General features: G+C 67.2%; 11 protein-coding genes. 6 read left to right on the top strand and 5 right to left on the bottom strand.

Annotation, left to right across the window (positions count from 1 at the left end):
* Position 1: 1 nt before the first annotated feature.
* The 3 genes from ASC93_RS16130 to nhaA all read right to left on the bottom strand — a co-directional run bounded on the left by ASC93_RS16130 (position 2) and on the right by nhaA (position 4,902).
* Positions 2 to 2,818, bottom strand: coding sequence for a TonB-dependent siderophore receptor (locus tag ASC93_RS16130; RefSeq protein WP_056444148.1), 2,817 nt, complete (start codon positions 2,816 to 2,818; stop codon positions 2 to 4).
* A 359-nt stretch (positions 2,819 to 3,177) separates the two neighbouring features.
* Positions 3,178 to 3,426, bottom strand: a complete 249-nt coding sequence (locus tag ASC93_RS16135; protein WP_162251905.1) for a carbohydrate-binding protein — start codon at positions 3,424 to 3,426, stop codon at positions 3,178 to 3,180.
* Between the two features lie 288 nt (positions 3,427 to 3,714).
* Positions 3,715 to 4,902, bottom strand: a complete 1,188-nt coding sequence (gene nhaA / locus ASC93_RS16140; protein WP_056444160.1) for a Na+/H+ antiporter NhaA — start codon at positions 4,900 to 4,902, stop codon at positions 3,715 to 3,717.
* 463 nt (positions 4,903 to 5,365) lie between these two features.
* Between nhaA and ggpS the strand changes: the two genes are divergently transcribed.
* Together ggpS and ASC93_RS16150 are read left to right on the top strand one after the other, a co-directional pair.
* A complete protein-coding gene (ggpS, locus tag ASC93_RS16145; protein ID WP_056444163.1) occupies positions 5,366 to 7,684 on the top strand; it encodes a glucosylglycerol-phosphate synthase in 2,319 nt (772 codons plus the stop codon).
* Between the two features lie 189 nt (positions 7,685 to 7,873).
* Positions 7,874 to 9,313 (top strand): DUF389 domain-containing protein, encoded by a 1,440-nt coding sequence (locus tag ASC93_RS16150; RefSeq protein ID WP_082548113.1) that lies wholly within the window; start codon positions 7,874 to 7,876, stop codon positions 9,311 to 9,313.
* A gap of 149 nt (positions 9,314 to 9,462) precedes the next feature.
* Here ASC93_RS16150 and ASC93_RS16155 read toward each other — a convergent pair whose 3' ends face one another.
* Positions 9,463 to 11,043, bottom strand: coding sequence for an aldehyde dehydrogenase (NADP(+)) (locus tag ASC93_RS16155; protein WP_056444169.1), 1,581 nt, complete (start codon positions 11,041 to 11,043; stop codon positions 9,463 to 9,465).
* Positions 11,044 to 11,172: 129 nt separating this feature from the next.
* Positions 11,173 to 14,238 carry a TonB-dependent receptor gene (locus tag ASC93_RS16160; protein WP_056444172.1) on the bottom strand — a complete coding sequence of 1,022 codons (3,066 nt, stop codon included), beginning with the start codon at positions 14,236 to 14,238 and terminating at the stop codon, positions 11,173 to 11,175.
* Between the two features lie 578 nt (positions 14,239 to 14,816).
* Here ASC93_RS16160 and ASC93_RS16165 point away from each other — a divergent pair.
* The 4 genes from ASC93_RS16165 (at position 14,817) to ASC93_RS16180 (ending at position 24,405) form a co-directional block, all read left to right on the top strand.
* Positions 14,817 to 16,733: a hypothetical protein gene (locus ASC93_RS16165; RefSeq protein WP_056444175.1), complete on the top strand. Its 1,917-nt coding sequence runs from the start codon at positions 14,817 to 14,819 to the stop codon at positions 16,731 to 16,733.
* Positions 16,734 to 16,765: 32 nt separating this feature from the next.
* A complete protein-coding gene (locus ASC93_RS16170; RefSeq protein WP_056444178.1) occupies positions 16,766 to 18,928 on the top strand; it encodes an exo-alpha-sialidase in 2,163 nt (720 codons plus the stop codon).
* 53 nt (positions 18,929 to 18,981) lie between these two features.
* Positions 18,982 to 21,297, top strand: a complete 2,316-nt coding sequence (locus ASC93_RS16175) for a glycoside hydrolase N-terminal domain-containing protein (protein ID WP_229412752.1) — start codon at positions 18,982 to 18,984, stop codon at positions 21,295 to 21,297.
* A gap of 93 nt (positions 21,298 to 21,390) precedes the next feature.
* The gene (locus ASC93_RS16180; RefSeq protein ID WP_056444184.1) at positions 21,391 to 24,405 is read left to right on the top strand and encodes a TonB-dependent receptor; all 3,015 of its coding nucleotides are present in this window, start codon (positions 21,391 to 21,393) and stop codon (positions 24,403 to 24,405) included.
* Positions 24,406 to 24,439: the final 34 nt, after the last annotated feature.

Genomic DNA, 24,439 nt, shown 5'->3' on the forward strand with positions numbered 1-24,439 from the left:
ATCAGAACGTGTACTCGGCGCGATAAACCCAGGTGCGGCCGATCGGCTTGGCGATGTTCTGGGCGAACACCACGCGCGACGACAGGCGCTGGTTCGATAGCGGTGGATCGACGTCGAACAGGTTGTTGATGCCGAACGTGACTTTCAGGTGCCTGTTGAACTTGTAGTTCGTGCTCAGGTTGTACAGCTTGTACGGCGAGATCACGTGGTAGAACGGCTGGCCGGGCTTCTGGGTCGGCAGCGCATTGGTGTCGATGTAGTGTGAGGTCCACTGCTGCGTCAGCGTCGCGCCGAAGCCGCCAAGGGTCCAGGAGAAGCGCAGGTTGTGGCGCCAGCGGAACACGTAGGTATTGGCCGAGGTCGAGCCGGTCGCCAGCGCGCCGGGCTGGCCGACGCTGTCTTCCCATGGACCGCCCGCATCGTTCTGGCCCTCGTACTTGCGCACGTAGGTGCCGTCCAGGGCGATGCCGAACTTGCCCATCGCCGCGGTCGGGATACGGTAATTGAAGCTGGTGTCGATGCCCTGGGTATGCAGGCCGCCCATGTTCTGGCGGGTGACGACGATGTAGTCCAGCCGCCCGTCGGGCAGGCGCACGAACAGGTTCTGGTACTTCGCCACATCCCCGAAGATGGTGTCCTCGGTCTGCTGCGCGATCGTACCCTTCATGCGGATGTCCCAGAAGTCGAAGGAGACCATTGCGTTCTTGACCGGCTCGATCACGACGCCGGCGGTGAACGTACGCGACTTCTCGGGATCGAGGCTCGGGTTCGCGCCCGTGAGGATCGGCAGCGTCGTGTTGCAGACGGTTGCCGGGTCGAGGTTCAGGCCCGCGTACCGGGGATCGGTGGTCACCGAGCCGGTGTTCGGCTGCGACGGCGTCGCGCTCGGGCACAGCAGCGGGTCGTCCCAGCGTTGGGTCGACGGGGTTTTCACGCGCGGGGTGCCATACAGTTCCGGCAGGGTAGGGGCGCGGAAGCCGGTACTGGCCGTCGCACGCAACATCACCTGCTTGTGCGCTTCCCAGCGCACGCTCAGCTTCGGGTTGATCGTCGAGCCGAAGTCGCTGAAGTGGTCCACGCGCACGGCGCCGGTCAGGTCGATGTCCTTGGTGATCGGGGCATCGACTTCGGCGTACAGGCCGGCCACGGTGCGTGCCCCCGACGGGCTGGCGCCGGGGCTGCCCGAGACCTTGTACGTGACCAGGTTGGCGTCCATGCTGGTGCTGTCCTCGTACATCTCGCGGTGCAGGTCGCCGCCGACGGCGACCGCCAGCGCACCGCCGCCCAGATCCATCAGGGAGCGCGAGAGATTGAAGTCCGGGCCGAAGTAGCGCACGCGCGCGCTGCGATAGGTCTGGCCGTCCATGCTGATGCTGTCGAGGTACTGCTGGCCGGCCTCGTCCTGCTTGCCGAACGGGTTCAGGATGCCGTTCTCGACTCCCGCGTACAGCCCCGGGGTGGACGAGAAGCCCGTCTTCCAGCCGACCCGGCGGCGGCTCATCGCGGCGTTGAAGCCCACGCGGTAGTCCCATGCGCCGATCACGCCTTCGTCGTTGACGACGATGCGGTGGGTGTTCTGGCGGTCGTCGGTGCCGGCCGGCCCGAGTTCGTCCATGCTCCAGGTCAGCGCGAGGTCCTGGCCGGTCACGCCGGCGACGGCCGGCACGCCGCCGCTGCCGCCCGGGTACCACTTGCTGCCGCTGCGGATGAACAAGGGTTTGCGCACGCCTGGATGGAGCTTGTCGTAGTCGGTCTGGGCGCCGAACACTTGCGGCGGGTTGAGCGCGTCGATATACGACTCGGTCGTCAGTAGCTCGACCGACAGCACGCCGCTGGCGCCATGGCGCAGCGAGGCCCTGGTCATCAGGGTGGTCTGCATCGCCTCGGGCAGCAGTTGCGGATACAGGGTCGGGTCCAGGATGCAGGTCTTGGTGCCCGAGCCCGAGGCCTTGGTCGAGGCCAGGCTGTACCGGGCGTCGTAATTGCTCGTGCAGCCGGTGGCGAAGTAGGGGTTGCCGGTGGTGCTGGTGGCCTTGCCTTTGTTATAGACCGTGAAATTGGCGGGCGCCGAGGACGAGCCGGAGGTGTTGGTGGAGAACGCCGTGCCGCCCAGGGCGACGATGTCCTGCGGGTTCCAGATGTTCGGGCGGTCGCGCTGCATCAGCGTGTTGCGCCGCTGGGAATCGATGGCGGCATAGACGTTCCAGCCGTCCTTCTGCAGGTCGCCCTTGCCGCCGATGACGGAAAGCTTCGGCTGCTGGCCACCGCCGTGGCGCTCGGGGTCGACGTAGCCGGCGACGACCTTGGCGCCCGTGTAGCTGCGCCTGGTGATGAAGTTGACGACGCCGGCGATGGCGTCGGTGCCGTAGATCGAGGAGGCGCCGTCGCGCAGCACCTCGACGCGCTCGACGGCGCTCATCGGCACGACGTCGACGTTGATCGAGCTGTCGCCGATCGCCTCGTTCGGGAGGCGGCGTCCGTTCAACAGCACGAGGGTGCGGTTGGTGTTCAGGCCGCGCATGTTGATCATGGTGCCGCTGCCACCGCCGCCGACCGGTTCGTTGGTCGACGCGGTCACCAGCGAGACCGCGACTTCGGACATCGTCGTCAGGCCTTGCGCCTCGAGTTCCTCGGCCTTGTACGTGGTCAGGGGCAGTGCGTTCTCGGTCGCGATCCGCTTGATCGAGGAACCCGTGATCTCGACGCGGGTCATCGTCTCCTGGGCCTGGGCGCCGGCCTGGTCGGCGAGGGTCAACGCCGCCAGGGCGATGGAAGTCAGCGCCAGGCGCGTGGTCGTGAAGTGGTTGGAACGTTTCAACGTGGTCTCCGGTTTTTTATATTGGTTGTGTCGCCGTGTGCCAGGCGCCGGCGCGGATTCCGCACGGCCTGGGGCGTCGACCAGCTTCCATCGTTGAAAATTGGTCGGACCTGCCTCGTGAACTGGTCCGACAAGATAATTACACCGTTTAACAAAGACGGCAATTGGTCCAGCCGCTTTTAGTTGTTAATTCGTCACGTCGACGTAAGGATCGTGCAAGCAAATCGTGCACGGTGGCCGGGATAAGGCGTAAGGACCCCTGCAGACACCACTGATGGCTGGGTCGAATCCCCAAAAGCCGGCGTCCGGCTTTTGGGGGCGGTTCACTGAAGTGGGCGCCTGCCGTTACCGGGGCCGTCTCAGCGCGTCCCGATCTCGTCGATGTTCGGTCCGTCCTGGCCGGCCGACTGGATCCTGACCGAATTGGTCGTGCCGCTGTTGAGCGGGGTCGAGAGGGTCATCTGCTGGTAGTCGTTCCACGAGCCGGTAACCGGGAAGGTGACGTTGCTCGCGACGCCGTTGAGCGTGACGCTCACGGTGCGCGCGGCCGTGCCGCCGTTCGCGCAGCGGATGACCAGCGAGCGCGTTCCGGATGAAGAGGCCCGCATCCTGGCCGGCCAGTGCATCCCCGGGCGCGTGGAAATGGAAGACGTGGCCACGTTGGGCGAGGGCGTCCTGTGGGATGCCGACCACCAGCTGGCCTGGTTCGTCGGCACCAAGGGCCGCCGCCTGCACTGCTGCGCGCCGACGACGGCGGCCGCGTGGTCTCGCTCGAGGACGGCCCGTACCGCTTCATCGAAACGGGCGGCGCATTCGTCCCGTTCGCGAAGGTCGCGCCCGATGTGCCCGGCCACCGCTTCAACGCCGCGCCGTGAGCCCGGCGCGACCGCCGCCGGTCATGCGCTGGTGTCGCGATCCGCGCCGGCGGCCAGCGGCGCGCCGTGCCAATTCAGCCAGGCGAATCCCGCCAGGCCGGACGCCAGCGACGCCAGCAGGATGGCCATCTTCGATGCGGTGACGACGCCGGCCTGGTCGCCGAACGCGAGGTTGGTAATGAAGATCGACATCGTGAAGCCGATCCCGCCCAGCAGCCCGGCGCCCAGCACGTGGCGCCAGGCCAGGTCGGACGGCAGGCGGCACAAGCCCGTCGCGACCGCCGCGGCAGTGGCGGCCACGATGCCGACCGGCTTGCCGACGGCCAGGCCGAGGACGATGCCGAGACTGTTGGACGAGACCAGCGCCTGCGCCCAGCCGGGGCCGATGACGACGCCGGTATTGGCGAGCGCGAAAATCGGCAGGATCGCGAAAGCGACCGGCTTGTGCAGGACATGTTCGAGGCGATCCGACAGGGAGGGAGCGTCGCGCGTGGCCGCATCGGGCAGCGCGAACGCCAGCAACACCCCGGCGATCGTCGCGTGCACGCCCGACTTCAGCATGAAGAACCACATCAGCGCACCGCCGGCGAGGTAGAGGGGCAGGGACCTCACGCGACCCAGCCGGTTCAGCCCCGCCAGCAGCACGAACACGGCCAGCGCCGCGGCGAGATAACCGATCGACAGCTGCGCCGTGTAGAACAGCGCGATCACGACGATGGCGCCCAGGTCGTCCATGACAGCGAGCGCGGTGAGGAAGATCTTCAGCGACGCCGGCACCCGATTGCCCAGCAGGGCGAGCACGCCGAGTGCGAAGGCGATGTCGGTCGCCATCGGGATGCCGAGGCCTGCCTGCGCCGGCGTGCCGTGGTTCATGCTGAAATGAATGCATGCCGGTACGACGATGCCGCCCGCGGCCGCCACGATCGGCAGCGTCGCATTCTTCAGGTCCGACAACTCGCCGTTGCGCAGCTCCCGTTTCAGTTCGAGCCCGATCAGCAGGAAGAACACGGCCATCAGGGCGTCGTTGATCCAGTTTTCGATGCTCAGGCCGGCGAGCGGCAGATGCCAGACGTCGAGGTAGGCATGGCCCAGCGGCGAATTGGCGAGCACCAGCGACGCGAGCGTGCAGAAGATCAGCACGGCGCCGCCGGCCTTGCCCGACGCGGCGAATTCCTTGAAGGCTTCCGATAGCGGGAGGTCAATCGCCATGACGGCTCCCGTTGAAAAACGTGGAGCGCGGTCCCGGACGGGAAGCGGGTGACTGGGCAATGAGTAAGTGAAAGGTGGACATGCGGTCGTGTTCGAGCCGCGTGGCGGCCCGACCAGCGCAAATCCTGTCATACCGGAGCAGTATGATCACCCTTGCAACATTGTACCGCATCGCCTGGCCGGCGGGAAGGCGGTCGCCGCGCCCACGCACTTGCGGCGGTGAATGTTATATGCATTTGTGCAAATGCTGTTAACTTGCTATAATCCAAGCTTCTAACCGGGAATCCTGTTCCCGTCCGGATGCGGCGGCGTTGCCCTTCGCGTCCATCCCCCCTGGCAGTCGCAGGTGCAGGCGCAAGCGCGCCATGCCGCACCCGACTGTGTTCGCCTTGTGCCGGCAGCGCCGGCACCCACCAGGTCGGCGCGCCAGCGCCGAGCACATCGATCCGAAAGGCCGAAGACGATGACTCTTCCATTTCCGCCCAGGCTGGCCCAACGCCTGTCTCCCGATAACTTTGTTCTTGCGACCGACCTTGACGGCACCTTGCTGGCCGGTGGCGTCGAGGCCCGGCGCCGCGTGCGCGAGCTGTTTTCCGCCGCGGAATCGACGCGCGGCGCGCGCCTCGTGTTCGTGACCGGCCGCGGCCTCGAATCGATCCTGCCGCTGCTGAGCGACCCCACGATCCCGGCACCGGACTACATCATTGCCGACGTCGGCGCCACCATCGTGCGGGGCGACCTGAGCCCGGTTGACGAATTGCAGCAGGAAATCGCCGCACGCTGGCCGGGGTCGCAAGCCGTGTTGAAAGCGCTTGCCGGTTTTCCGGGCCTGCGGCGCCAGAGCGTGCCGCAGGAGCGGCGCTGTTCGTTCCTCGTCAGCGAAAGCGACGTCACGCCCGCGCTGCATGCCGCGGTCGACGCGCTCGGCTGCGATCTGCTGCTGTCGGCCGGCTGCTACCTCGACGTGCTGCCGCGCGGCGTCGCCAAGGGCCAAGCCGTGCTGCGCCTGGCGCAGGCGGCGGGGATCGCGCCCGCGAACATCGTCGTCGCCGGCGATACGCTCAACGACCTGTCCATGTTCGAGACGGGCCTGCGCGGCATCGTCGTCGGCGGCGCGGAACCCGCACTGGTCGAGCACGTGCGCAAGCGTCCGCTCGTCCATATCGCGGCGGGGGAAGGCTGCGACGGCATCCTCGAAGGCCTGGCGCACCACGGCGCGCTACGCGAGGAACGGGCCGAGGCGGCGGCGCAGGTCCCGTCCGGCAAAGCCGAGCTCGTCATGGTCTACCACCGCCTGCCCTACGACGAAGCGGTAGAAGACGGCGTGCTGCACCACCGCCGCCCGAAGAGTCCGAACGGGATCATCCCGACGCTGCTGCGCTTCTTCGCCGGCAGCCGCGCCGGCTCATGGGTCGCCTGGTCGCAACAGGACAGCCGGAGTCCGGAAGGCTTCGTCTCCCACGTCCATGTCGACCGCGAACGTTACCCGAATCTGGAGGCGGCGCGCATCGCCCTGACGGCCGACGACGTCGACGTGTTCTACAAGAAGTTCTCCAAGGAAGCCTTCTGGCCGATCATTTTCTCGTTCCCCGACAAGGCCGAGTTCCGGCAGGCGCACTGGGAACGCTTCCTGGAAGTGAACCGGCTGTTCGCCGAGCAGACCGCGCGCGAGGCCGCCGACGGCGCCGTCGTGTGGGTCCACGACTACAACCTGTGGATGGTGCCGGCCTGCCTGCGCCCGCTGCGCCCGGACCTGCGGATCGCATTCTTCCACCACACCGCATTCCCGTCGAGCGACGTCTTCAATATCCTGCCGTGGCGGCGCGACATCATCGGCAGCCTGCTTCAGTGCGACTACATCGGCTTCCACATCCCGCGCTACGTCGAGAATTTCGTCGACGCGGTGCGCTCGTTCGCGCCGGTCGAGGTGTGCGGGACGGCCGCCTGCGCGCCGCGTTTCCTTACCTATGGCTGCGCGCTCGGCGTCGACACCATGACGACCGCCGTGGAAGTGGGCGGACGCCGCGTGAGCCTGGGCGCCCATCCGGTCGGCACCGATGCGGCGATGGTCGCGCGCGTCGTCGCGACGCCCGACGTACGACAGCGCACGGCCGCCATCCAGGACTACCTGGGCGGCGCCACCGGCATCGTGTCGATCGAACGGCTCGATTACGTCAAGGGCACGCTCGAGAAGCTCCAGGCCTTCGAGCGCCTGCTCGAGTCGCACCCGGAACATATCGGCAAGGTCACGCTGCTCAACATCATCACGCCCGCCGCGCAAGGCATGGAAATCTACGCAAGCCTGCGCGAGGAAGTGGACCGCACCGTGGGCCGCATCAACGGCCGCTTCTCGACGCTCGACTGGGTGCCGGTACGCTACTTCTACCGCTCGCTGCCGTTCGACGAGGTCATCGCCCACTACGCGGCCTGCGACGTCGCCTGGATCACGCCCCTGCGCGACGGCCTGAACCTGGTGGCGAAGGAATTCGTCGCCGCCAAGAGGGCGGCCGGCACCTCCGGCGTGCTGGTCCTGTCCGAGTTCGCGGGCGCGGCGGTCGAACTGCACGGCGCGCTGCTCACCAATCCCTACGACGCGAACGCGATGACGGCGACCTTGCACCAGGCGTTGACGATGGGCGCGGACGAGCGCGCCTATCGCACGGCGCGCATGGGCATGATCGTGGCCGAGCACGATGTCGCCCGCTGGGGCGACGACTTTCTCACGGCCGTTGCCGCGGCCGGACCGGAACCGGACAGCGTGCTGCGCGAACGCGAGGCGTGACGCCGGCATGGACGGGCAGGGTGCCGGGATTCGCGCCGTCGGTGCGGGAAATGATGACAAAATGGCTGTGGCGCGCACGCGGCGCCATTTGCCCCTGGGCACGAAAACGTTTGTGCCCCTGCGGAATCTCGGTGAAAATTGCCGCTCAACGACTCCTCGGCTGAATTTTTCAGCCGCCAACCGAAGTTCATGAACGCACCCGAGCACTCGACCAAGCCCAGTCACCCGTCCCTGCGCGCCGCCATCGCGCACCGCTTCAGCCTCCTCGACGACAAGGCCGACGATGCCGACATCGACCGCAGCCTGCGCGCCGGCGTGGAGCTGAGCGGCGCGACGCCGTGGATCCTGATGCTCGCGATCGTGATCGCATCCGTCGGCCTGAACACCAATTCGACGGCCGTGATCATCGGCGCCATGCTGGTGTCGCCGCTGATGGGCCCGATCGTCGGGGTCGGATACGGCATCGGCATCTTCGATTTCGCACTGATTCGCCGTTCCCTCGCGAACCTCGCGATCGCGGCCGGTATCAGCCTGCTGACGTCCACCCTGTATTTCATGGTGACGCCCCTGGCCGAAGCCCAGTCGGAATTGCTGGCACGGACCACGCCGTCGTTGTGGGATGTCCTGATCGCGCTGGCCGGCGGCCTCGCCGGCATCATCGGCCAGACGCGCCGCGAAAAATCCAACGTCATTCCCGGCGTGGCCATCGCGACCGCGCTCATGCCGCCGTTGTGCACGGCGGGCTTCGGGCTGGCGAACGGGAACTGGGCGGTGTTCGGCGGGGCCTTTTACCTGTTCTCGATCAACTGCGTTTTCATTGCCTTCGCCGTCGTCATCGTCATCGAATTCCTGCGCCTGCCGCGGCACGAATTCGTCGACAGCACCAAGGGGCGCCGGGTCAAGCGCGCCTTGTTGTGCATCGTGTTGCTGACTGGCCTGCCGAGCATATTCCTGGCCGCGCGCCTGGTCGACAACGAATTGTTCAGCAGCCGCGCACGCGAGTTCGTGCGCAGGGAATTCAAGGCGGCGCCCCAGGTGCATGTGCTCGAGACGCGCGTGGCTCCGGGGTCGCGCGACATCGAAGTCACCCTGATCGGCGCACGCATGCCGCCGGCGGCGATCAAGGCGATCGAAGGGCGGCTCGCCGCGGGCGGATTGCAGCAGGCGCGCCTGCGCGTGCACCAGGCCGAACCCGGCGACACCAACAAGATCGACGTCGGCAGCCTCAAGGCGGACATCCTCGCCGAGATCGTACGCAGCAGTCAAGAGACGGTGCAGGACAAGGATGCGGAAATCGCCGCCCTCAAGGGCAAGCTGACGACCCAGCAGGATCACGTGCAGCAGGCCGCTGCCGTGACGCGTGAATTCGAAGCCCAGTATCCGCAGTGCGGGAACGTCCTGTTCGGCACCGCCGTGCCGCCCGACGCCAAGGAGGGCGGGGTTCCCATCCTCAGTGCCGACTGCCGCCGGCTGCCGCGCGCGAGCGAGGTACGGCGCATCAACGAGTGGCTCAAGGCGCGGACCGGCAGCGGCACGGTGCGCGTGGCCCTTGCCGCCAGCCGCGGCCAGATCGTGCACCTGGCCGACGCCGCGCCGGCGGACGCTGTGGCGCCGGGCGCCGTGCACTAGTTCCTTCCGGCCGACTGGTGTCGCCGGAAGCAGGACCGTCGCCCCTGCGAAGGCAGGGGCCCAAGGCTGCTGCGTCTCGCGGCATCCCGGGATGCCGCGCCGCGCGTCACGCCACCGCGTCGACGGATGACGTCACGCGCGCAGGCGCCTCAGCGCGCGACCTGCAGCGTCCCGTCCACCATGCGCGCCAGCCCTAGCGGATTGTCGTCGCGCAGCGCGTCCGGCAGCAGCTCGGCCGGCACGTCCTGGTAGCACACCGGACGCAGGAAGCGCTCGATGGCCGTCGCGCCCACCGACGTGGTGCGGCTGTCCGACGTGGCCGGGAACGGGCCGCCGTGCACCATCGCGTGGCACACTTCGACGCCGGTCGGGAAGCCGTTGAACAGGATGCGGCCGGCCTTGCGTTCCAGGGTCGGGATCAGCCTGCCGGCCAGTGCGCGGTCGGCCGCCGTCGCGTGGATCGTGGCCGTCAGCTGGCCCTCGACGTGGCGCGCGACTTCCAGCAGTTCGTTCTCGTCCTTGCACGTCACGATCAGCGAGGTCGGGCCGAAGATCTCTTCTTCCAGCGCGCTGTTGGCGAGGAAGGTCGCGGCGTCGGTCTCGTAAAGGGCCGCCTGGGCCGCGCAGCCGCAGCCGTCGGAGCTGCCTTGCGCGACCAGTTCCACGCCGGCGAGCCCGGAACGGCGCGTCACGGCGTCGACATAGGTCTGGTGGATGCCGGCCGTGAGCATCGTGCCGGCGCCCTTGGCGGCCAGCGCTTCGGTGGCGGCGGTGCGGAACACGTCCAGTTCGGCGCCGGCCAGGCCGATCACGAGGCCCGGGTTCGTGCAGAACTGGCCCACGCCCATGGTCAGCGAATCGACGAAGCCTTGCGCCAGTTTCGCGCCGTCCGCGGCGAGAGCGCCCGGCAGCAGGAAGAACGGGTTAATGCTGCTCATCTCGGCGTACACCGGGATCGGTTCCTTGCGCGCGCCCGCCGCGTTCACGAGCGCGAGCCCGCCCGCGCGCGAGCCCGTGAAGCCGACCGCCTTGATGGACGGGTGCGACACGAGGGCCTGGCCGATCTCGAAGCCGGTGCCGATCAGCATGGAGAACGTCCCTTCGGGCATGCCGCAATCGACGACGGCCTGGCGGATGGCCTTGGCGACGAGCTCCGACGTGCCCAGGTGGGCGTTGTGGGCTTTCACGACGACCGGGCAGCCGGCCGCCAGCGCGGACGCCGTATCGCCGCCGGCGACGGAAAACGCGAGCGGGAAGTTGGACGCGCCGAACACGGCGACGGGGCCGAGGCCGATCTTGCGCATGCGCAGGTCCGGCCGCGGCGGCGTGCGCTGCGGCAGGGCGGAATCCAGCGTCGCTTCCAGGAAGTGTCCGTCGCGCACGACCTTGGCGAACAGGCGCAGCTGGTTGCAGGTGCGTCCGCGTTCGCCTTCCAGGCGTGCCGCGGGCAGGCCGGATTCGGCGGACGCGCGCTCGATCAGCAGCGGGCCGATGTCCATGATGCGGTCGGCGATGGTCTCCAGAAAGCGCGCGCGCTGCTCGAGCGGCGCGGCACGATAGGTGTCGAAGGCCTGCTCGGCGAGCAGGCAGGCGGCCGCGAGGTCGTCCATGGTGGCCGCGCCGAACACGGGTTCGATCTCGGCGCGCGTGGCCGGGTTGAAGGCGCGCAGCGTCGCGGCGGTGCCGCGCACGGCCTTGTTACCGATGATCATTTCGCCTTGGATGGTCATGAGGACTCCTTGTCTGTCTCTAAAAAAAAAGCGCCGCCGGGGCCTTGTCGGCCGCGGCGGCGGTGCGGTGCGATCGAACGTCGATTGTATCGAATCAGGCGGATTCCCGTCGGCGCGGGAATCGTTTCATCAGAACGAGTACTGCGCCTGGATCGTGTAGCGCGGGCCGCTCATGAAGACCTGGCGGGTGAAATTGCCCGCGTGTTGCTCCATGATCTGGCGCGTGTACGCGTTGGTCAGGTTCGTGGCTTCCAGGCCGACGCGGAACTTGTCCGTGAAGTCGTAGAAGATCGAACCGTCCAGCTGACCGTACGGCGCCTGGTACAGCGGCAGGCCGAATGCCTGGTCGTTGACGGTCGTCGGGATCAGGTACTTGTCGGCCGGTGCGTCCGGGTTCGTGTTCAGGCCGTTGTTGCCGCGGCTGCCCCACTGGGTCACGCCCAGCAGGTAACGCGAACGCCAGTTGTACGCGAGGCGCATCGACAGGCCGTGCTGCTCGTACATGACCGCGAGGTTGATCGTGTGGCGCGACAGGCCTTGCAGCGGCGTCTTGCCGAACGCACGTCCGTCCGTGTCGCAACCGTTGATGAACAGGTTGTAGTTGGACGACGCGTCGTTACCCTGGCACCATGCGTTGTACACCGGATGATTCAGCGTGCGCTCGCTCGACACATAGGTCCAGCTTGCCTGCGTGCCGATGCCCTTCAGCCAGTCCGGGACGAAATCGTAGTATTGCTGGTGCGCGATCTCGAAACCGCGGGCGAAGCCCTTGGCGCCATTGACCGGACCGGTGACGACGAAGGTCTGCGGCTTGCCCGCCACGTCGGTCGCCGTGTAGTTGTAGGCCTGCGTGGTGATGATGTCCTTCAGGTCCTTGTTGAACACCGCGAAGGTCAGCGAACCGGCCTTGGCGAAGTACCACTCGGCGGTCAGGTCGACGTTGGTCGACGTGGTCGGCTTCAGCATGGCATTGCCGTCGCTGGTGCCGTTCAGGCTGGTGCCGTCGATATGGACCGCGGTCGTCTTGCCCGAAGCGTCCTTGGTGGTCGTCTGGAGGTTCGTGGCATTCAGCGTCGTCTGGACCTGCAACTGGCCGAAGTCCGGGCGCGACATCGCCTTGGCGATGGCGAAGCGGAACTGCAGCTTGTCGCTGTACTTCAGGCGCAGGTTCAGGCTCGGCAGCCAGTTGCTGTACGAATTGTGGACCGACATCTGCTGCGCGAACGGGGCGATGGTGATCAGGTTTTCCTGGCCGGACAAGGCGGCACCATCCGTCGCCGTGATGGTGGACGGCGGCGTGTACGCGACGTAGCCGCTGCCGGAGTCGTTCGTCCGCACGTAACGCAGGCCGATGTTACCGTCGATCGGGTACTTCAGGTCATCCCAGCCGAAGCGCAGCTGCCCGTAGGCGGAGCGGGTCTTCTCGCTCTGCGTGTTGGTCGCGGCCGGATCGTTGAAGGTCGCCGCCTTCCACGGGTCGCAGGTCGAACCCTGTTCCTTGCACAGCACGTCGTGGTAGGCGTGGATCTTGGCCCATTCGTCCGGGAAGCCGCGCACGGTCGACTCGTCGGCGAACAGCATCGGCGGGAGGTTGTATTTGCCGCCGAAGAAGTTGTCGATCTGCTGCAGCGACGCGCCGCCGGCGAAACGCGGATCGCCGAGGCGGGCAACGTGGGGGATCTGCCAGCCTTCCATCCACGGGAACGTGATCGCCTGCCAGTTGTAGAACTTCTGGGCCTTGTGGTTCTCGCCCTCGCGGTTGGCGAGGCGTACGCCGAAGCGCACGTCGCGCAGCACCGGGTTGTCGAAGGTGTACCTGAAGTCCGACTTCCATGCGTTCTGCGTCGCCAGGGCGTGGTCCAGCGCCTCCTGGGTATAGGCCCAGTAGTAGTTGTTCGGATCCGCCATGTAGGCGGCCGAACCGAGCGTGATCTGCGGGACCCTGCCGGTCATGTCCATCGTCTGGTTCGGCATGATGAAGCCGGTCGAGACGTCGGCGTCGAAGCCCTCCGTGGTCGAACGAACATGCTGGAAGTCGTTGGTCCAGGTCAGGTCCGGCGTGACGCGCCACTGCAGGTTCAGCGAGGTGTCCGCCGTGCCGTTGACACGCTTGTTGATGCGCTGCGAGCTGTTGAACGGCGAACCGCCATAGGTCGGGTTCGAGATGGTGCCGCTCTGGAACACGCCATTGCTGTTGAAGACCGCGTCGGCGCTGGCAACCTGCTGGTACCACTTGTCCTCGGACGAGGAAACGACGTGCTCGTCCAGGTCTTCGGTGTAGTGCGTCTTGAAATAGGTGAGCGAAGCCGTCAGGTCCTTGTTCGGACGCCACTGGAAGGCGGCATAGTCGCCGCGGCGGTCACGGTCGAAATTCTGCGAGCGGTAGCCGACGCCCAGCGGAATCCACTGCGTCTTGGAACGATCGTACTTGGCCGGATCGGTCGAATTCACGTGCGGCCAGTACGGGTCGACGCCCACGCCGTCCGAACGGGTCGGGCTCTTCGCCTTGGCGAAATCGACCAGCGCGCCGAATTCGCCGAACGTGTCGCTCTTCCAGCGGTTCGACAGCAGGATCGTGCCGGTCGGGGACGGGGCGCCCTTGCGCAGCGTGGAATACGTCTCCGACGCGCCCAGCGAGCCCTTGAAGCCCTTGTAGTCGAACGGCATCGCGGTGCGCAGGTTGACCAGGCCCGCGACGGCGCCTTCGATCTGTTCCGCGGACGGGTTCTTGTAGACGTCGACGCCGGCCATCAGCTCCGGCGCCACGTCGGCGAAGCCGAGCGAGCGGCCGCCGCCGGCCGAGAACGCGTCGCGGCCGTTGATTTCCGAACGCACGTAGGTCAGGCCGCGCACCGACACGCCGGAGCCTTCGACGGACTGGCGGTTCGGGTCGCCCGCCATGTTGCGGTCGATGGTGACGCCGGCGATACGCTGCAGCACCTCGGTCACCGAACGGTCCGGCAGCTTGCCGATGTCCTCGGCGACGATCGAGTCGACGACTTCGTCCGCATCCTGCTTGAGTTTTTGTGCCGACTGCAGCGCGGCGCGCTGGCCGCTGACGACGACGACGGCAGCCTTGGCGGCGTTCGGATCGGTGTTGGCGTCACCGTTCGTCTGGGCCCATGCCGCGGCGCTGGAAAGGACGGCTACGTGCGCAACCGCAGCCGCGATTGCGGTCTTCTGGAACTTCCTCATTGTCTCCCCCGATAACAGGTAGTGTTTTTATAACAAGCTCTAACAAAGCCAGGGTTGTTGTGATGCCTAACACTGGTTGTTGTACGCTACCATAAATCTTTTCCCCTTAGCTGACGTGCGTGTACGTTTTATGACAACGCAACACGCTGTTGCCTGCGTGTGGTGGAAAAGACGGCACCGCAAGGTCCTCGCTCTGGTGGGCGGCGCGGTGGGGAGGGCGCGCCGCCCGACCGCTGGCAAGGTACTGAATTTGCGAGTGAAAACGGCAATTTTCAGATGGCGGCCCTGATAGCGTACACAATCGTTCCCAGCAGTAAGATCACGACTCAATGTTATACGCAATCGATTTCATGGCCGTCAAAAAAATTTTATGTACGTGAGATAAATACAACAATTGTGACCTGAAAGCGCTATCTTTTTACAGCGTCGCGCAGTGTCTCCCGGGAGGACAACTAAACACACTAAACACAGCGCCGGGAGACGTTGCGGCTTGTTAGCGCGAACATTTTCCTTGCGTCGCTAACATCGATTCGCTTAGCATAGCAATAAGTAGTGCTCGAAAAATATACGGAGACGCCATGCGCACCACGTTCACCCGCCTTGCCGGCGCCACCGCCGCCGCGCTGGCCCTGCTCGCCGCAGTGCCTGTCCAGGCTTCCGCCGCCACCGGCGCCGGTCACTACAAGCACTTCAGGGCCGCGATCTACATCCCCGTGAACGTCACGCAGAGCCTCGCCGACCCGCAGGTGTTCGAGCACCAGTTCGCGCGCGCCATGAGCCAGGTCCCGTTCGACAAGGTGTATATCGAAGGCTACCGCGACCGCCACTTCGCCAGCGACGCCGAGATCGAGGCGGTCAAGCGCCAGTTCCAGGCGAAGGGCATCGAGGTCGCGGGCGGCGTCACCCTGGCGGCGGGCGGCTTCAATGGCCAGTTCATGACCTTCGACTACGAGTCGCCCACGGACCGCGACACCTGCAAGCGCGCGATGGCGCTGATGGCGCGCCACTTCGACCACGTGATCCTCGACGACTTCACGTTCTACACGTCGAAGTCGGACGCCGACATCAAGGCCAAGGGCGCACGCACGTGGACGGACTATCGGCTGGCGACGATGCGCAAGGTGTCGCAAGACCTGATCCTCGCGCCGGCGCGCGCCGCCAACCCGAACGTCAAGGTCGTCATCAAGTACCCGAACTGGTACGAGCATTTCGAGGGCCTCGGCTTCGACCTCGCGCAGCAGCCAGAGATGTTCGACGGGATCTACGCCGGCACCGAAACGCGCGACCCCGTCATCACGGACCAGCTGCTGCAGCAGTACGAGTCGTACAACATCATCCGTTATTACGGCACGCTGCGTCGCGACGGAAAGAACGGCGGCGGCTGGGTCGACACGTATTCGATCCGCTACGTCGACCGCTACGCCGAGCAGTTGTGGGACACGCTGCTGGCGAAGGCGCCCGAGATCACGCTGTTCAACTGGCACCCGGCCGCGCAGGATACCCCGGCCGTCGCCGGCGAACGGCCGTGGGCGCACGAGGACACGAGCTTCAACTGGGACCGCATCGTCGCCGACTGGACGTCCGCCCATCCGGACGCGAAAGCGCCGCCGGGCTGGGGCCTCGCGGCCGGCGCGGCGCTGAAGCAGATCGACGCCGCGCTCGACCAATTGGGCAATCCGACCGGCATCCCGACCTACCGCCCCGCCAACTCGTCGTCCGCCGAGGACTTCCTGCCCAACTACCTGGGCAATGTGGGGATCCCGATCGCGCTGACGGCGCGCTTCCCGCACGATGCGCAGACGATCCTGCTGACGCAGGCCTCGGCCAGCGATCCGGACGTGCTGAACGAAGTGAAGCGCCAGCTGGAAGCGGGGAAGTCCGTGTTCGTGACGTCGGGCTTCGTCAAGGCCACGCAGGACCCCAGGCGCAAGGACCGGGGTTTCCAGGACCTCGTCGAGGTCTACGCGACGGGCAACCAGGTGCTGCTGAACGACTACTACAACGGCTACGGCGCGGGCAACGGCGAATCGCTGCGCGACGATCCGAAGGTGGCGCCGCGCGACGTGCTGTTCCCCGAGCTGCATTACTTCACGAACGACGCCTGGCCCATCGTGCGCGGCGTGGCGGGCGCGCGCGGCTTCCCGGTGCTGCTGATGAACCGGTATTCGAAAGGCATTCTCTACATCCTGTCCATTCCCAGCAATATCGGCGACCTGTATAGTATGCCGCCAGGCGTGATGAACAGCGTGAAGAAATACCTGATGGCCGACGCACCCGTGCGCATCGAGGCGCCGGCCGGCGTGAGCTTGTTCACTTACGATAACGGCGCGTATGTGATCGAGTCGTTCCGCGATACGGCGACGACCGTGAAGGTGGTGAAGCACGCGGCGCCGGGCGACCGGCGTCCGGCGGCGGAGCGGGTGCCGGGCGCCGGCCGCGACACCGTGAGCGACGTCGTGATCCCGGCGCACAGCTTCCGGGTTTTCAAGAGCTGAAAGGTGTATGTACGCGTGATGGAGACGGTTCGATGAAGTCGCTGAAGCTCGCCCCGCATTTGTCCTCGCTGGTCGCGGCGCTCGCGCTGGCATTGCCGGCGGGCCGCGCGGGCGCGCAGCAGGCGCCGTACGTGTGGGACAGCGTCGTCATCGGCGGCGGCGGCTTCGTGACGGCCGTCGTGCCGAGTCGCGCCGCGCCCGGCGTCGCGTACGCGCGCACGGACGTGGGCGGCGCGTACCGCTGGGACCCGCGCCGCAAGCGCTGGTCGGCGCTGCTCGACTGGGTGGCGGAAGGCCAGACGGGCTACCTCGGCATCGATTCGCTGGCCGTCGATCCGCGCGACGCCGACAATATCTGGCTCCTCGCCGGCATCGCCTACCTGAACGGCGGCCGCACCGCGATCCTGCATTCGACGGACGCGGGCAAGACCTTTTCCGTGGTCGACGTCACGCACCAGTTCAAGACCCACGGCAACGGCATGGGCCGCCAGGACGGCGAGCGCCTCGTCGTCGATCCGGGCAACAGCAAGATGCTGTACGTCGGCACGCGCCGCGACGGCCTGTTCAGGAGCGTCGACGCGGGCCGCACGTGGACCCGCGTGGCCGGCCTGCCGGTCACGATCACGCCGAACGACGTGGGCATCGATCTCGTCGTGCCCGATCCGGCCAGCGTGCGCGACGGCCAGGCGCGCCGCGTGTTCGCCGGCGTGTCGCGCTTCGGCGCCGTCGGGCCCAACCTGTACCGCAGCGACGACGGCGGCGCCACGTTCGCGCCGGTGGCCGGCGCGCCCGTCGACCTGATGCCGCAGCGCGCCGTGCCGGACGGCGCAGGGAACCTGATCGTCACGTTCGCGAACGGCGCGGGTCCGCATCCGGACCGCAGCGGCCGCGAACCGATGGACCGGGGCCAGGTCTGGAAGTACGCGATCGGCAGCGGCGCGTGGACGAACATCACGCCGGCCGGCTGGACGCGGCCGTTCGCCGGGATCAGCGTCGACCCGAAGAATCCGCGGCGCCTCGTCGTCTCGACCATCAACACGTATTTGCCGCAGGGCGACGCCAAGGGCGACCGCATCTTCCTCTCGCACGACGGCGGCGCCTCCTGGACCGACGTGATCGCACGCGGCTTCGTGCGCGACGCGGCCGGCGTGCCGTGGCTGAAGGGCCATGCGATCCACTGGGCCGGCTCGGTCGAATTCGATCCGGCCGACACCCACGCCGTGTGGGTCACGTCCGGCAACGGCGTGTTCCGCACCGCGGACATCGATGCGGCGCCCGCGACGTGGACCTTCACGGTGGACGGCCTGGAAGAGACGGTGCCGCTGGACCTCGCCAGCATTCCGGGCGGACCGCTCGTGTCGGCGATCGGCGATTACGACGGCTTCCTGCACGACGACCCGGCGCGCCACGGCCGCATCCACGATCCGCAGATCGGCACCACGACCGGCCTCGCCGTCGCGGCAAAAGACGTCCGGACGATGGTGCGCGTGGGCGACAGCATGCTCGTCACGCACGACGGCGGCGCCGGCTGGAACAGGACGGCCGCGCTCATGGGCCGGCGCGGGCACGTCGCGCTGTCGGCCGACGGCGCCGTCATCCTGCACGCGCCCGAAAAGGCGAAGGACGTCTGGCGTTCGGGCGACGGCGGCGCCACGTGGACGCGGGTGGCGGGCCTCGCGAAGCCGGACATGCGGCCCGTGGCCGACCCGCTCGACGCGCACGTGTTCTACGTCTACGACGAAGCGGCGCTGCTCGCCAGCACGGACGGCGGCGCGACGTTCGCGCCGCGTGCCGGCCTGCCCGCGGGCGGTTCGCACCGCGTGCGCGTCGCGCCCGGCCGCAAGGGGGACGTGTGGGTCGCGCTCAAGAACGGCGGCCTGGTACGCTCGGTCGACGGCGGCGCGCACTTCGCTTCCCTGGGCCCGGTGCGTTACTGCGGCGCCGTCGGTTTCGGCAAGGCCGCACCGGGACACGATTACCCGGCCGTCTACATCTGGGGCGACGTCGGCGGCGTGCGCGGCATCCACCGGTCGATCGATGCCGGCGCCAGCTGGATGCGCATCAACGACGACGCCCACCAGTACGGCGGACCGGGCGACGGCCAGTTCATCGTGGGCGACATGAACCGCTACGGCGTCGTCTATATGAGCACGGCCGGCCGCGGCATCGTCTACGGCCGACCCGCCGCGCATTGACGGCGCCTGCACAGCGATTTTTTATGGCCTTTCTTTGTAATCGATTTCATAACATGATGCCAACTCGAATGCTCACGGTCGCGCGCAAGGCCGCGCACAAGACGATTCTCGCGCTGGCGCTGGCAAGCATCGGGTGCGCGGCACTGGCGGCGCCCAGCCTCGTGCTGCGCTACGACCGCCCGGCCCAGGACAACGACCAGGGCTGGGAACGCGAGGCGCTCCCGATCGGCAACGGCCGCATCGGCGCGATGGTGTTCGGGGGCGTGGCGCGCGAGCACCTGCAGTTCAACGACATCACGCTGTGGTCGGGCGACGCCACGACGATGGGGGCGTACCAGCCGTTCGGCGACGTCGTCGTCGACCTGCCGGGCCATGACGCGGACGCCCGCGACTATCGCCGCACGCTCGACCTCGAGCACGGCATCCACGCCGTCACGTACACGCACGGCGGCGTCCACTTCCGCCGCGAGACGTGGGCCAGCCACCCGGCGCAGGTGATCGTCCTGCGCCTGACGGCCGACCGGCCCGGCCAGTACAGCGGCTCGATCGCGCTGTCCGACCGCCACGGCGCGCACCTGGCCGCCGCGCACAACCGCCTGTACGCGACGGGCACGCTCGCCGGCTGGACCTTGCCGGGCCAGGCGCCCAGCACGAACGCGCTGGACTACGCGAGCCAGGTGCAGGTCGTGAACGAGGGCGGCAAGGCGGCCGTCGAGGGCGACCGCGTCGTGTTCAGCGGCTGCGATGCGCTGACCCTGATCCTGGGCGCCGGCACGAGCTATGTCGCGGACGCCGCGCGGCACTTCAACGGTGAGGCGCCGCTGGCGCGCGTGACGGCCCAGGTCTCGACCGCGGCCGCGCGGCCCGTCGCCGACCTGCGCGCCGAACACGAACGCGACGTGGCCGGCCTGCTGGGGCGCGTGACGCTCGATCTGGGCGCCAGCGCGCCGGAACGCCGCGCGCTGCCGACGGATGCGCGCGTGCTGGCCTACACGAAAGCGGGCAACGATCCGGAACTGGAGGCGCAGTACTTCCAGTACGGCCGCTACCTGCTGGCCTCCAGTTCGCGCGACTCGCTGCCGGCCAACCTGCAGGGCCTGTGGAACAACAGCCTCACGCCGCCGTGGAATTCGGACTACCACACGAACATCAACATCCAGATGAATTACTGGCCGGCCGAGGTGACGAACCTGTCCGCGCTGGCGCAGCCGTTCTTCGGCTTCGTCACGAGCGTCGCGCCGGTGTGGCGCCAGGCGACGGCGGCCGAATTCACGACCAGGGACGGCAAGCCGGTACGCGGCTGGACCCTGCGCACGGAATCGAATCCGTTCGGCGCGATGGGCTATTTGTGGAACAAGACGGCGAACGCCTGGTATGCCCAGCACTTCTGGGAGCACTACGCGTTCACGCAGGACAAGGCCTACCTGGCGAACGTCGCGTATCCGATGATGAAGGAAGCCAGCGCGTTCTGGCAGGACTACCTGAAGGAACTGCCGGACGGCCGCCTCGTCGCGCCGCAGGGCTGGTCGCCCGAGCACGGCCCGGTCGAGGACGGGGTCACGTACGACCAGGAGATCGTCTGGGACCTGTTCAACAATACGGTGGAGGCGGCCGGCATCCTCGGCGTCGACAAGCCGCTGCGCGCGCGCCTCGCGCAGATGCGCGACAAGCTGGCGGCGCCGAAGGTCGGCAGCTGGGGCCAGCTGCTCGAGTGGCTCGACGAGAAGAAGGACCCGGTACTGGACACGCCGGGCGACACGCACCGCCACGTCTCGCACCTGTTCGCCCTGTTCCCGGGCCGCCAGATCAGCCCCGCGCGCACGCCCGCGCTGGCCGCGGCCGCGAAGCGCACGCTGGAAGCGCGCGGCGACGCCGGCACCGGCTGGTCGATGGCGTGGAAGATGGCGTTCTGGGCCCGCCTGTACGACGGCGACCACGCCTACACGATGCTGCGCGGCCTGCTGGCCAGCCCCGGCGCCCGCGCGGCTCAGCAGGCGGGGCCCGGCTCGGAGCACAACAATGCGGGCGGCACCTATCCGAACCTGCTGGATGCGCACCCGCCGTTCCAGATCGACGGCAATTTCGGCGCCACGGCCGGCATCGCGGAGATGCTGCTGCAGTCGCAGGCCGGCGTGATCCAGCTGCTGCCGGCGCTGCCGTCCGCGTGGCCGGACGGTGAAGTCAAGGGCTTGCGTGCACGCGGCGGATTCGAGGTGGACATGCGCTGGCAGCGCGGCAGCCTCGTCGACGCCGCCGTGCGTTCGGTCGCCGGCGGCGGCGGGACCGCGAAGGTGCGCTACGGCGACCGGACCGTGGGGTTGACGCTGCGGCCGGGCGAGAGCCGGCATCTGGACGCGGCGCAGTTTTAAGAAGTTCAAAGGCAGACCCCGAGAGGTCGCCTTTTTGCAGTGAGCGGGCGCCGTCATTCGATGGGCCCTGTTGTTTGTCAAGAGGAGATGTGAATGTATCAGTTCAAGAAAACAGCCATCGCGCTGGCGGCCACGCAAATCGCGTTGCTGGCCAGCGGCATGGCGGTCGCGCAGACCGGACCCGGGGCGCCGACGGCAAGCAATGTCGTCGTCGTGACGGGCCAGCGCAAGGCGCTGGATTCGGCGCAGGCGATCAAGCGCGATTCCGACGAGATCGTCGATTCGATCGTCGCGGACGACATCGGCAAGCTGCCGGACCGCTCGATCACGGAAGTGCTGCAGCGCGTCGTGGGCGTCACCATCGACCGCACGATGTCCAAGGGCGACCCGGAACACTATTCGGTCGAAGGTTCGGGCGTGACCATCCGCGGCCTGTCGTACACCCGTTCGGAACTGAACGGCCGCGACTCGTTCTCCGCGAACGGCGGCCGCGCGCTGAACTTCGAAGACGTCCCGCCGGAACTGATGGCCGGCATCGACATCTACAAGAACCCGTCGGCGGAGCAGATCGAAGGCGCCATCGGCGGCCTCGTGAACCTGCGCACGGCGCTGCCGTTCGACTTCAAGGGCCGCAAGATGGCCGCGTCGCTGCAGGACACCTATTCGGAACTCAAGAAGGGCAAGCGCCAGCCGTCCGGCTCCTTCATGTTCTCGGACCGCTGGAAGACCGGCTTCGGTGAAGTCGGCGCCCTCGTCGACCTCGCGTACTCGGAAAGCGGCACCCGCACGGACGCCTTCCAGGTCGAGCCTTACTACCCGCGCAGCGACGTCGCCGCCGGCCAGAACGTGTGGGTGCCGAAAGGCTCGCAATACCGCACGCTGAACTTCGACCGCAAGCGCGAGGGCATCTACGGCGCCCTGCAGTGGAAGAAGGACGCCACGCTGAATTCCACGCTCACGTACTTCAAGTCGAAGTACCGCATGCAGTGGGACGAACAGGCGATCTTCTCGTCCGCCAGCCCGTACAATATCGGCGTCACGAACGGCACCTATGGCGCCAACGGCCAGTTGCTGACCGGCACCCTGACCGACACGGCCGACAAGGGCATCGACTTCGGCGCCGACACGCGCGCCGCGAACCGCAATTCCGCCACGACGGACATCTCGTGGCACCTGACCTGGCGTCCGACCAGCGACTGGCAGATCGACACCGACGTGCAGCGCGTGCGCGCGACGAGCAAGAGCTTCGACTCGACGGTCGCCACCGCCGTCAAGATGCCGTACGAGAACGTCGACCTGTCCGGCTCCGTGCCGAAGCTCACGTTCGATCAGTACCAGACGGCGTACCTGGCCGATCCGAACAACTACTACTGGGCGTTCACCCAGGAGCACTTCGACGACAGCCACGCGGGCGAATGGGCGTGGAAGACGGATGCGAAGTACACGTTCGACAGCCCGGTCCTGCGCGACGTGCGTTTCGGCGTGCGCCTGACGAAGGCCGATTCGACGACGACGAACTCGAATCCGAGCTTCAACTGGGCCGCGGTCAGCCAGCCGTGGCAGGGCGACGTCAACGGCAAGCTCGCCTACCTGGGCGACCCGCGCTTCTCGAACCAGACGCAGCTCCACCAGTTCACGAACTTCTTCAACAACGACACGCCGGTCCCGGCGCTCGTGTTCCCGAACGTGGCGCTGGCCACCGGCTATCCGGGCAGCTACGCGACGCTGCACAGCTACCACGACATCCTGTGCCAGCAGGCGAACAAGGATACCGGCTCGTCCAACCCGTGCACGCCCTGGGCGCCGGCGACGTTCGGCACCGATCCGGCAGGCACGAACGACCTGTCCGAGCGCACCGGCGCGTTCTACACGCAGCTGCGCTTCGGCTTCGACGACCTGAAGTATCCGGTCGACGGCAACATCGGCGTGCGCTACGTGCAGACGCTGCTGAAGGCACGCGGCTACACGGTGTTCAATCCGACCTACACCCAGCCGTCCGCCGGCACCACGGTGGTCGGTCCGGCCATCCCGAACATCGCCGGCTTCTCGGCCGCCCAGGATGCGAGCAACAGCTACCACAACATCCTGCCGAGCCTGAACCTGCGCATGAAGGCGACGGACAAGCTGCAATTCCGCTTCGCCGCTGCGATGGGCATCTCGAAGCCGGACTATTCGCAGCTCCAGAGCTATGCGACGCTGTCGGAAAACGTCGATTCGACGATGGACACGCCGACCAACACGCTGCACGTGAATAACGTCACGCTGACCGGCACGGGCAGCGGCAATCCGAACCTGAAGCCGATCCAGTCGCGCCAGATGGACCTGTCGGCCGAATGGTATTTCGCGCCGGCCGGTTCGCTGACGTTCGCCGTCTTCAACAAGCAGCTCAAGGACATCATCATCAACCAGTCCTATGGCTACAACGTGACCGGCACGGACGGCAAGCCGTACACGTTCACGGTCACGGGCCCGGTCAACGGCGCGCGCGGCCATGCGCGCGGCGCGGAGATCGCGTACCAGCAGTACTTCGACAAGCTGCCGGGCTGGATGTCGGGCTTCGGCGTGCAGGCCAACTACACGTATGTGGGCAGCAAGCAGGACCTCTACCACCCGGTGTTCTCGGCCTACTGCTCGGGCAGCAGCTCGGCGGCGAACTACAACCTGAACCTGAACGGCTGCGATACCAACGGCACGACGTTCGGCGACCTGCCGCTGCAAGGCCTGTCGCGCCAGTCGTATAACCTGGCCCTGCTGTACGACAAGGGCAAGGTATCGGCCCGCCTGGCGTACGCGTGGCGTTCGAAGAGCCTGCAGAACGTGAACGTCAACGGCACCAACGGCGGCGACGGCACCGACACCAATCCGGCCAGCCCGACCGTCGGTACGCATAGCGTCGCGTGGGCGCTGCCGACGTGGTCCGACAGTTACGGCCAGCTGGACGGTTCCGTCTTCTACAATATCAGCGAGAACCTGTCGCTGGGCGTCGAGGCGCAAAACCTGACGAACGCCAAATACCGACAGCTGATGCAGCAGTCGATCGGCATGATGACCCGCGCGGTCTTCGTGTCCGGCCGCCGCTACACGGCGTCGCTGCGTTACTCGTTCTAAGCGAGTCGCGGACGGGCGGCCGCGTGGCCGCCCG

Origin of the sequence: Massilia sp. Root335, assembly GCF_001425685.1 — a bacterium.
GTDB classification, from domain to species: domain Bacteria; phylum Pseudomonadota; class Gammaproteobacteria; order Burkholderiales; family Burkholderiaceae_D; genus Telluria; species Telluria luteola.

What these genes read in the sequence shown, in the direction of transcription:
- ASC93_RS16135 (WP_162251905.1), bottom strand. Translation starts at nt 3,426, where the DNA reads ATGCGGGCCTCTTCATCCGGAACGCGCTCGCTGGTCATCCGCTGCGCG.
- nhaA (WP_056444160.1), bottom strand. Translation starts at nt 4,902, where the DNA reads ATGGCGATTGACCTCCCGCTATCGGAAGCCTTCAAGGAATTCGCCGCG.
- ggpS (WP_056444163.1), top strand. Translation starts at nt 5,366, where the DNA reads ATGACTCTTCCATTTCCGCCCAGGCTGGCCCAACGCCTGTCTCCCGAT.
- ASC93_RS16150 (WP_082548113.1), top strand. Translation starts at nt 7,874, where the DNA reads ATGAACGCACCCGAGCACTCGACCAAGCCCAGTCACCCGTCCCTGCGC.
- ASC93_RS16155 (WP_056444169.1), bottom strand. Translation starts at nt 11,043, where the DNA reads ATGACCATCCAAGGCGAAATGATCATCGGTAACAAGGCCGTGCGCGGC.
- ASC93_RS16160 (WP_056444172.1), bottom strand. Translation starts at nt 14,238, where the DNA reads ATGAGGAAGTTCCAGAAGACCGCAATCGCGGCTGCGGTTGCGCACGTA.
- ASC93_RS16165 (WP_056444175.1), top strand. Translation starts at nt 14,817, where the DNA reads ATGCGCACCACGTTCACCCGCCTTGCCGGCGCCACCGCCGCCGCGCTG.
- ASC93_RS16170 (WP_056444178.1), top strand. Translation starts at nt 16,766, where the DNA reads ATGAAGTCGCTGAAGCTCGCCCCGCATTTGTCCTCGCTGGTCGCGGCG.
- ASC93_RS16175 (WP_229412752.1), top strand. Translation starts at nt 18,982, where the DNA reads ATGATGCCAACTCGAATGCTCACGGTCGCGCGCAAGGCCGCGCACAAG.
- ASC93_RS16180 (WP_056444184.1), top strand. Translation starts at nt 21,391, where the DNA reads ATGTATCAGTTCAAGAAAACAGCCATCGCGCTGGCGGCCACGCAAATC.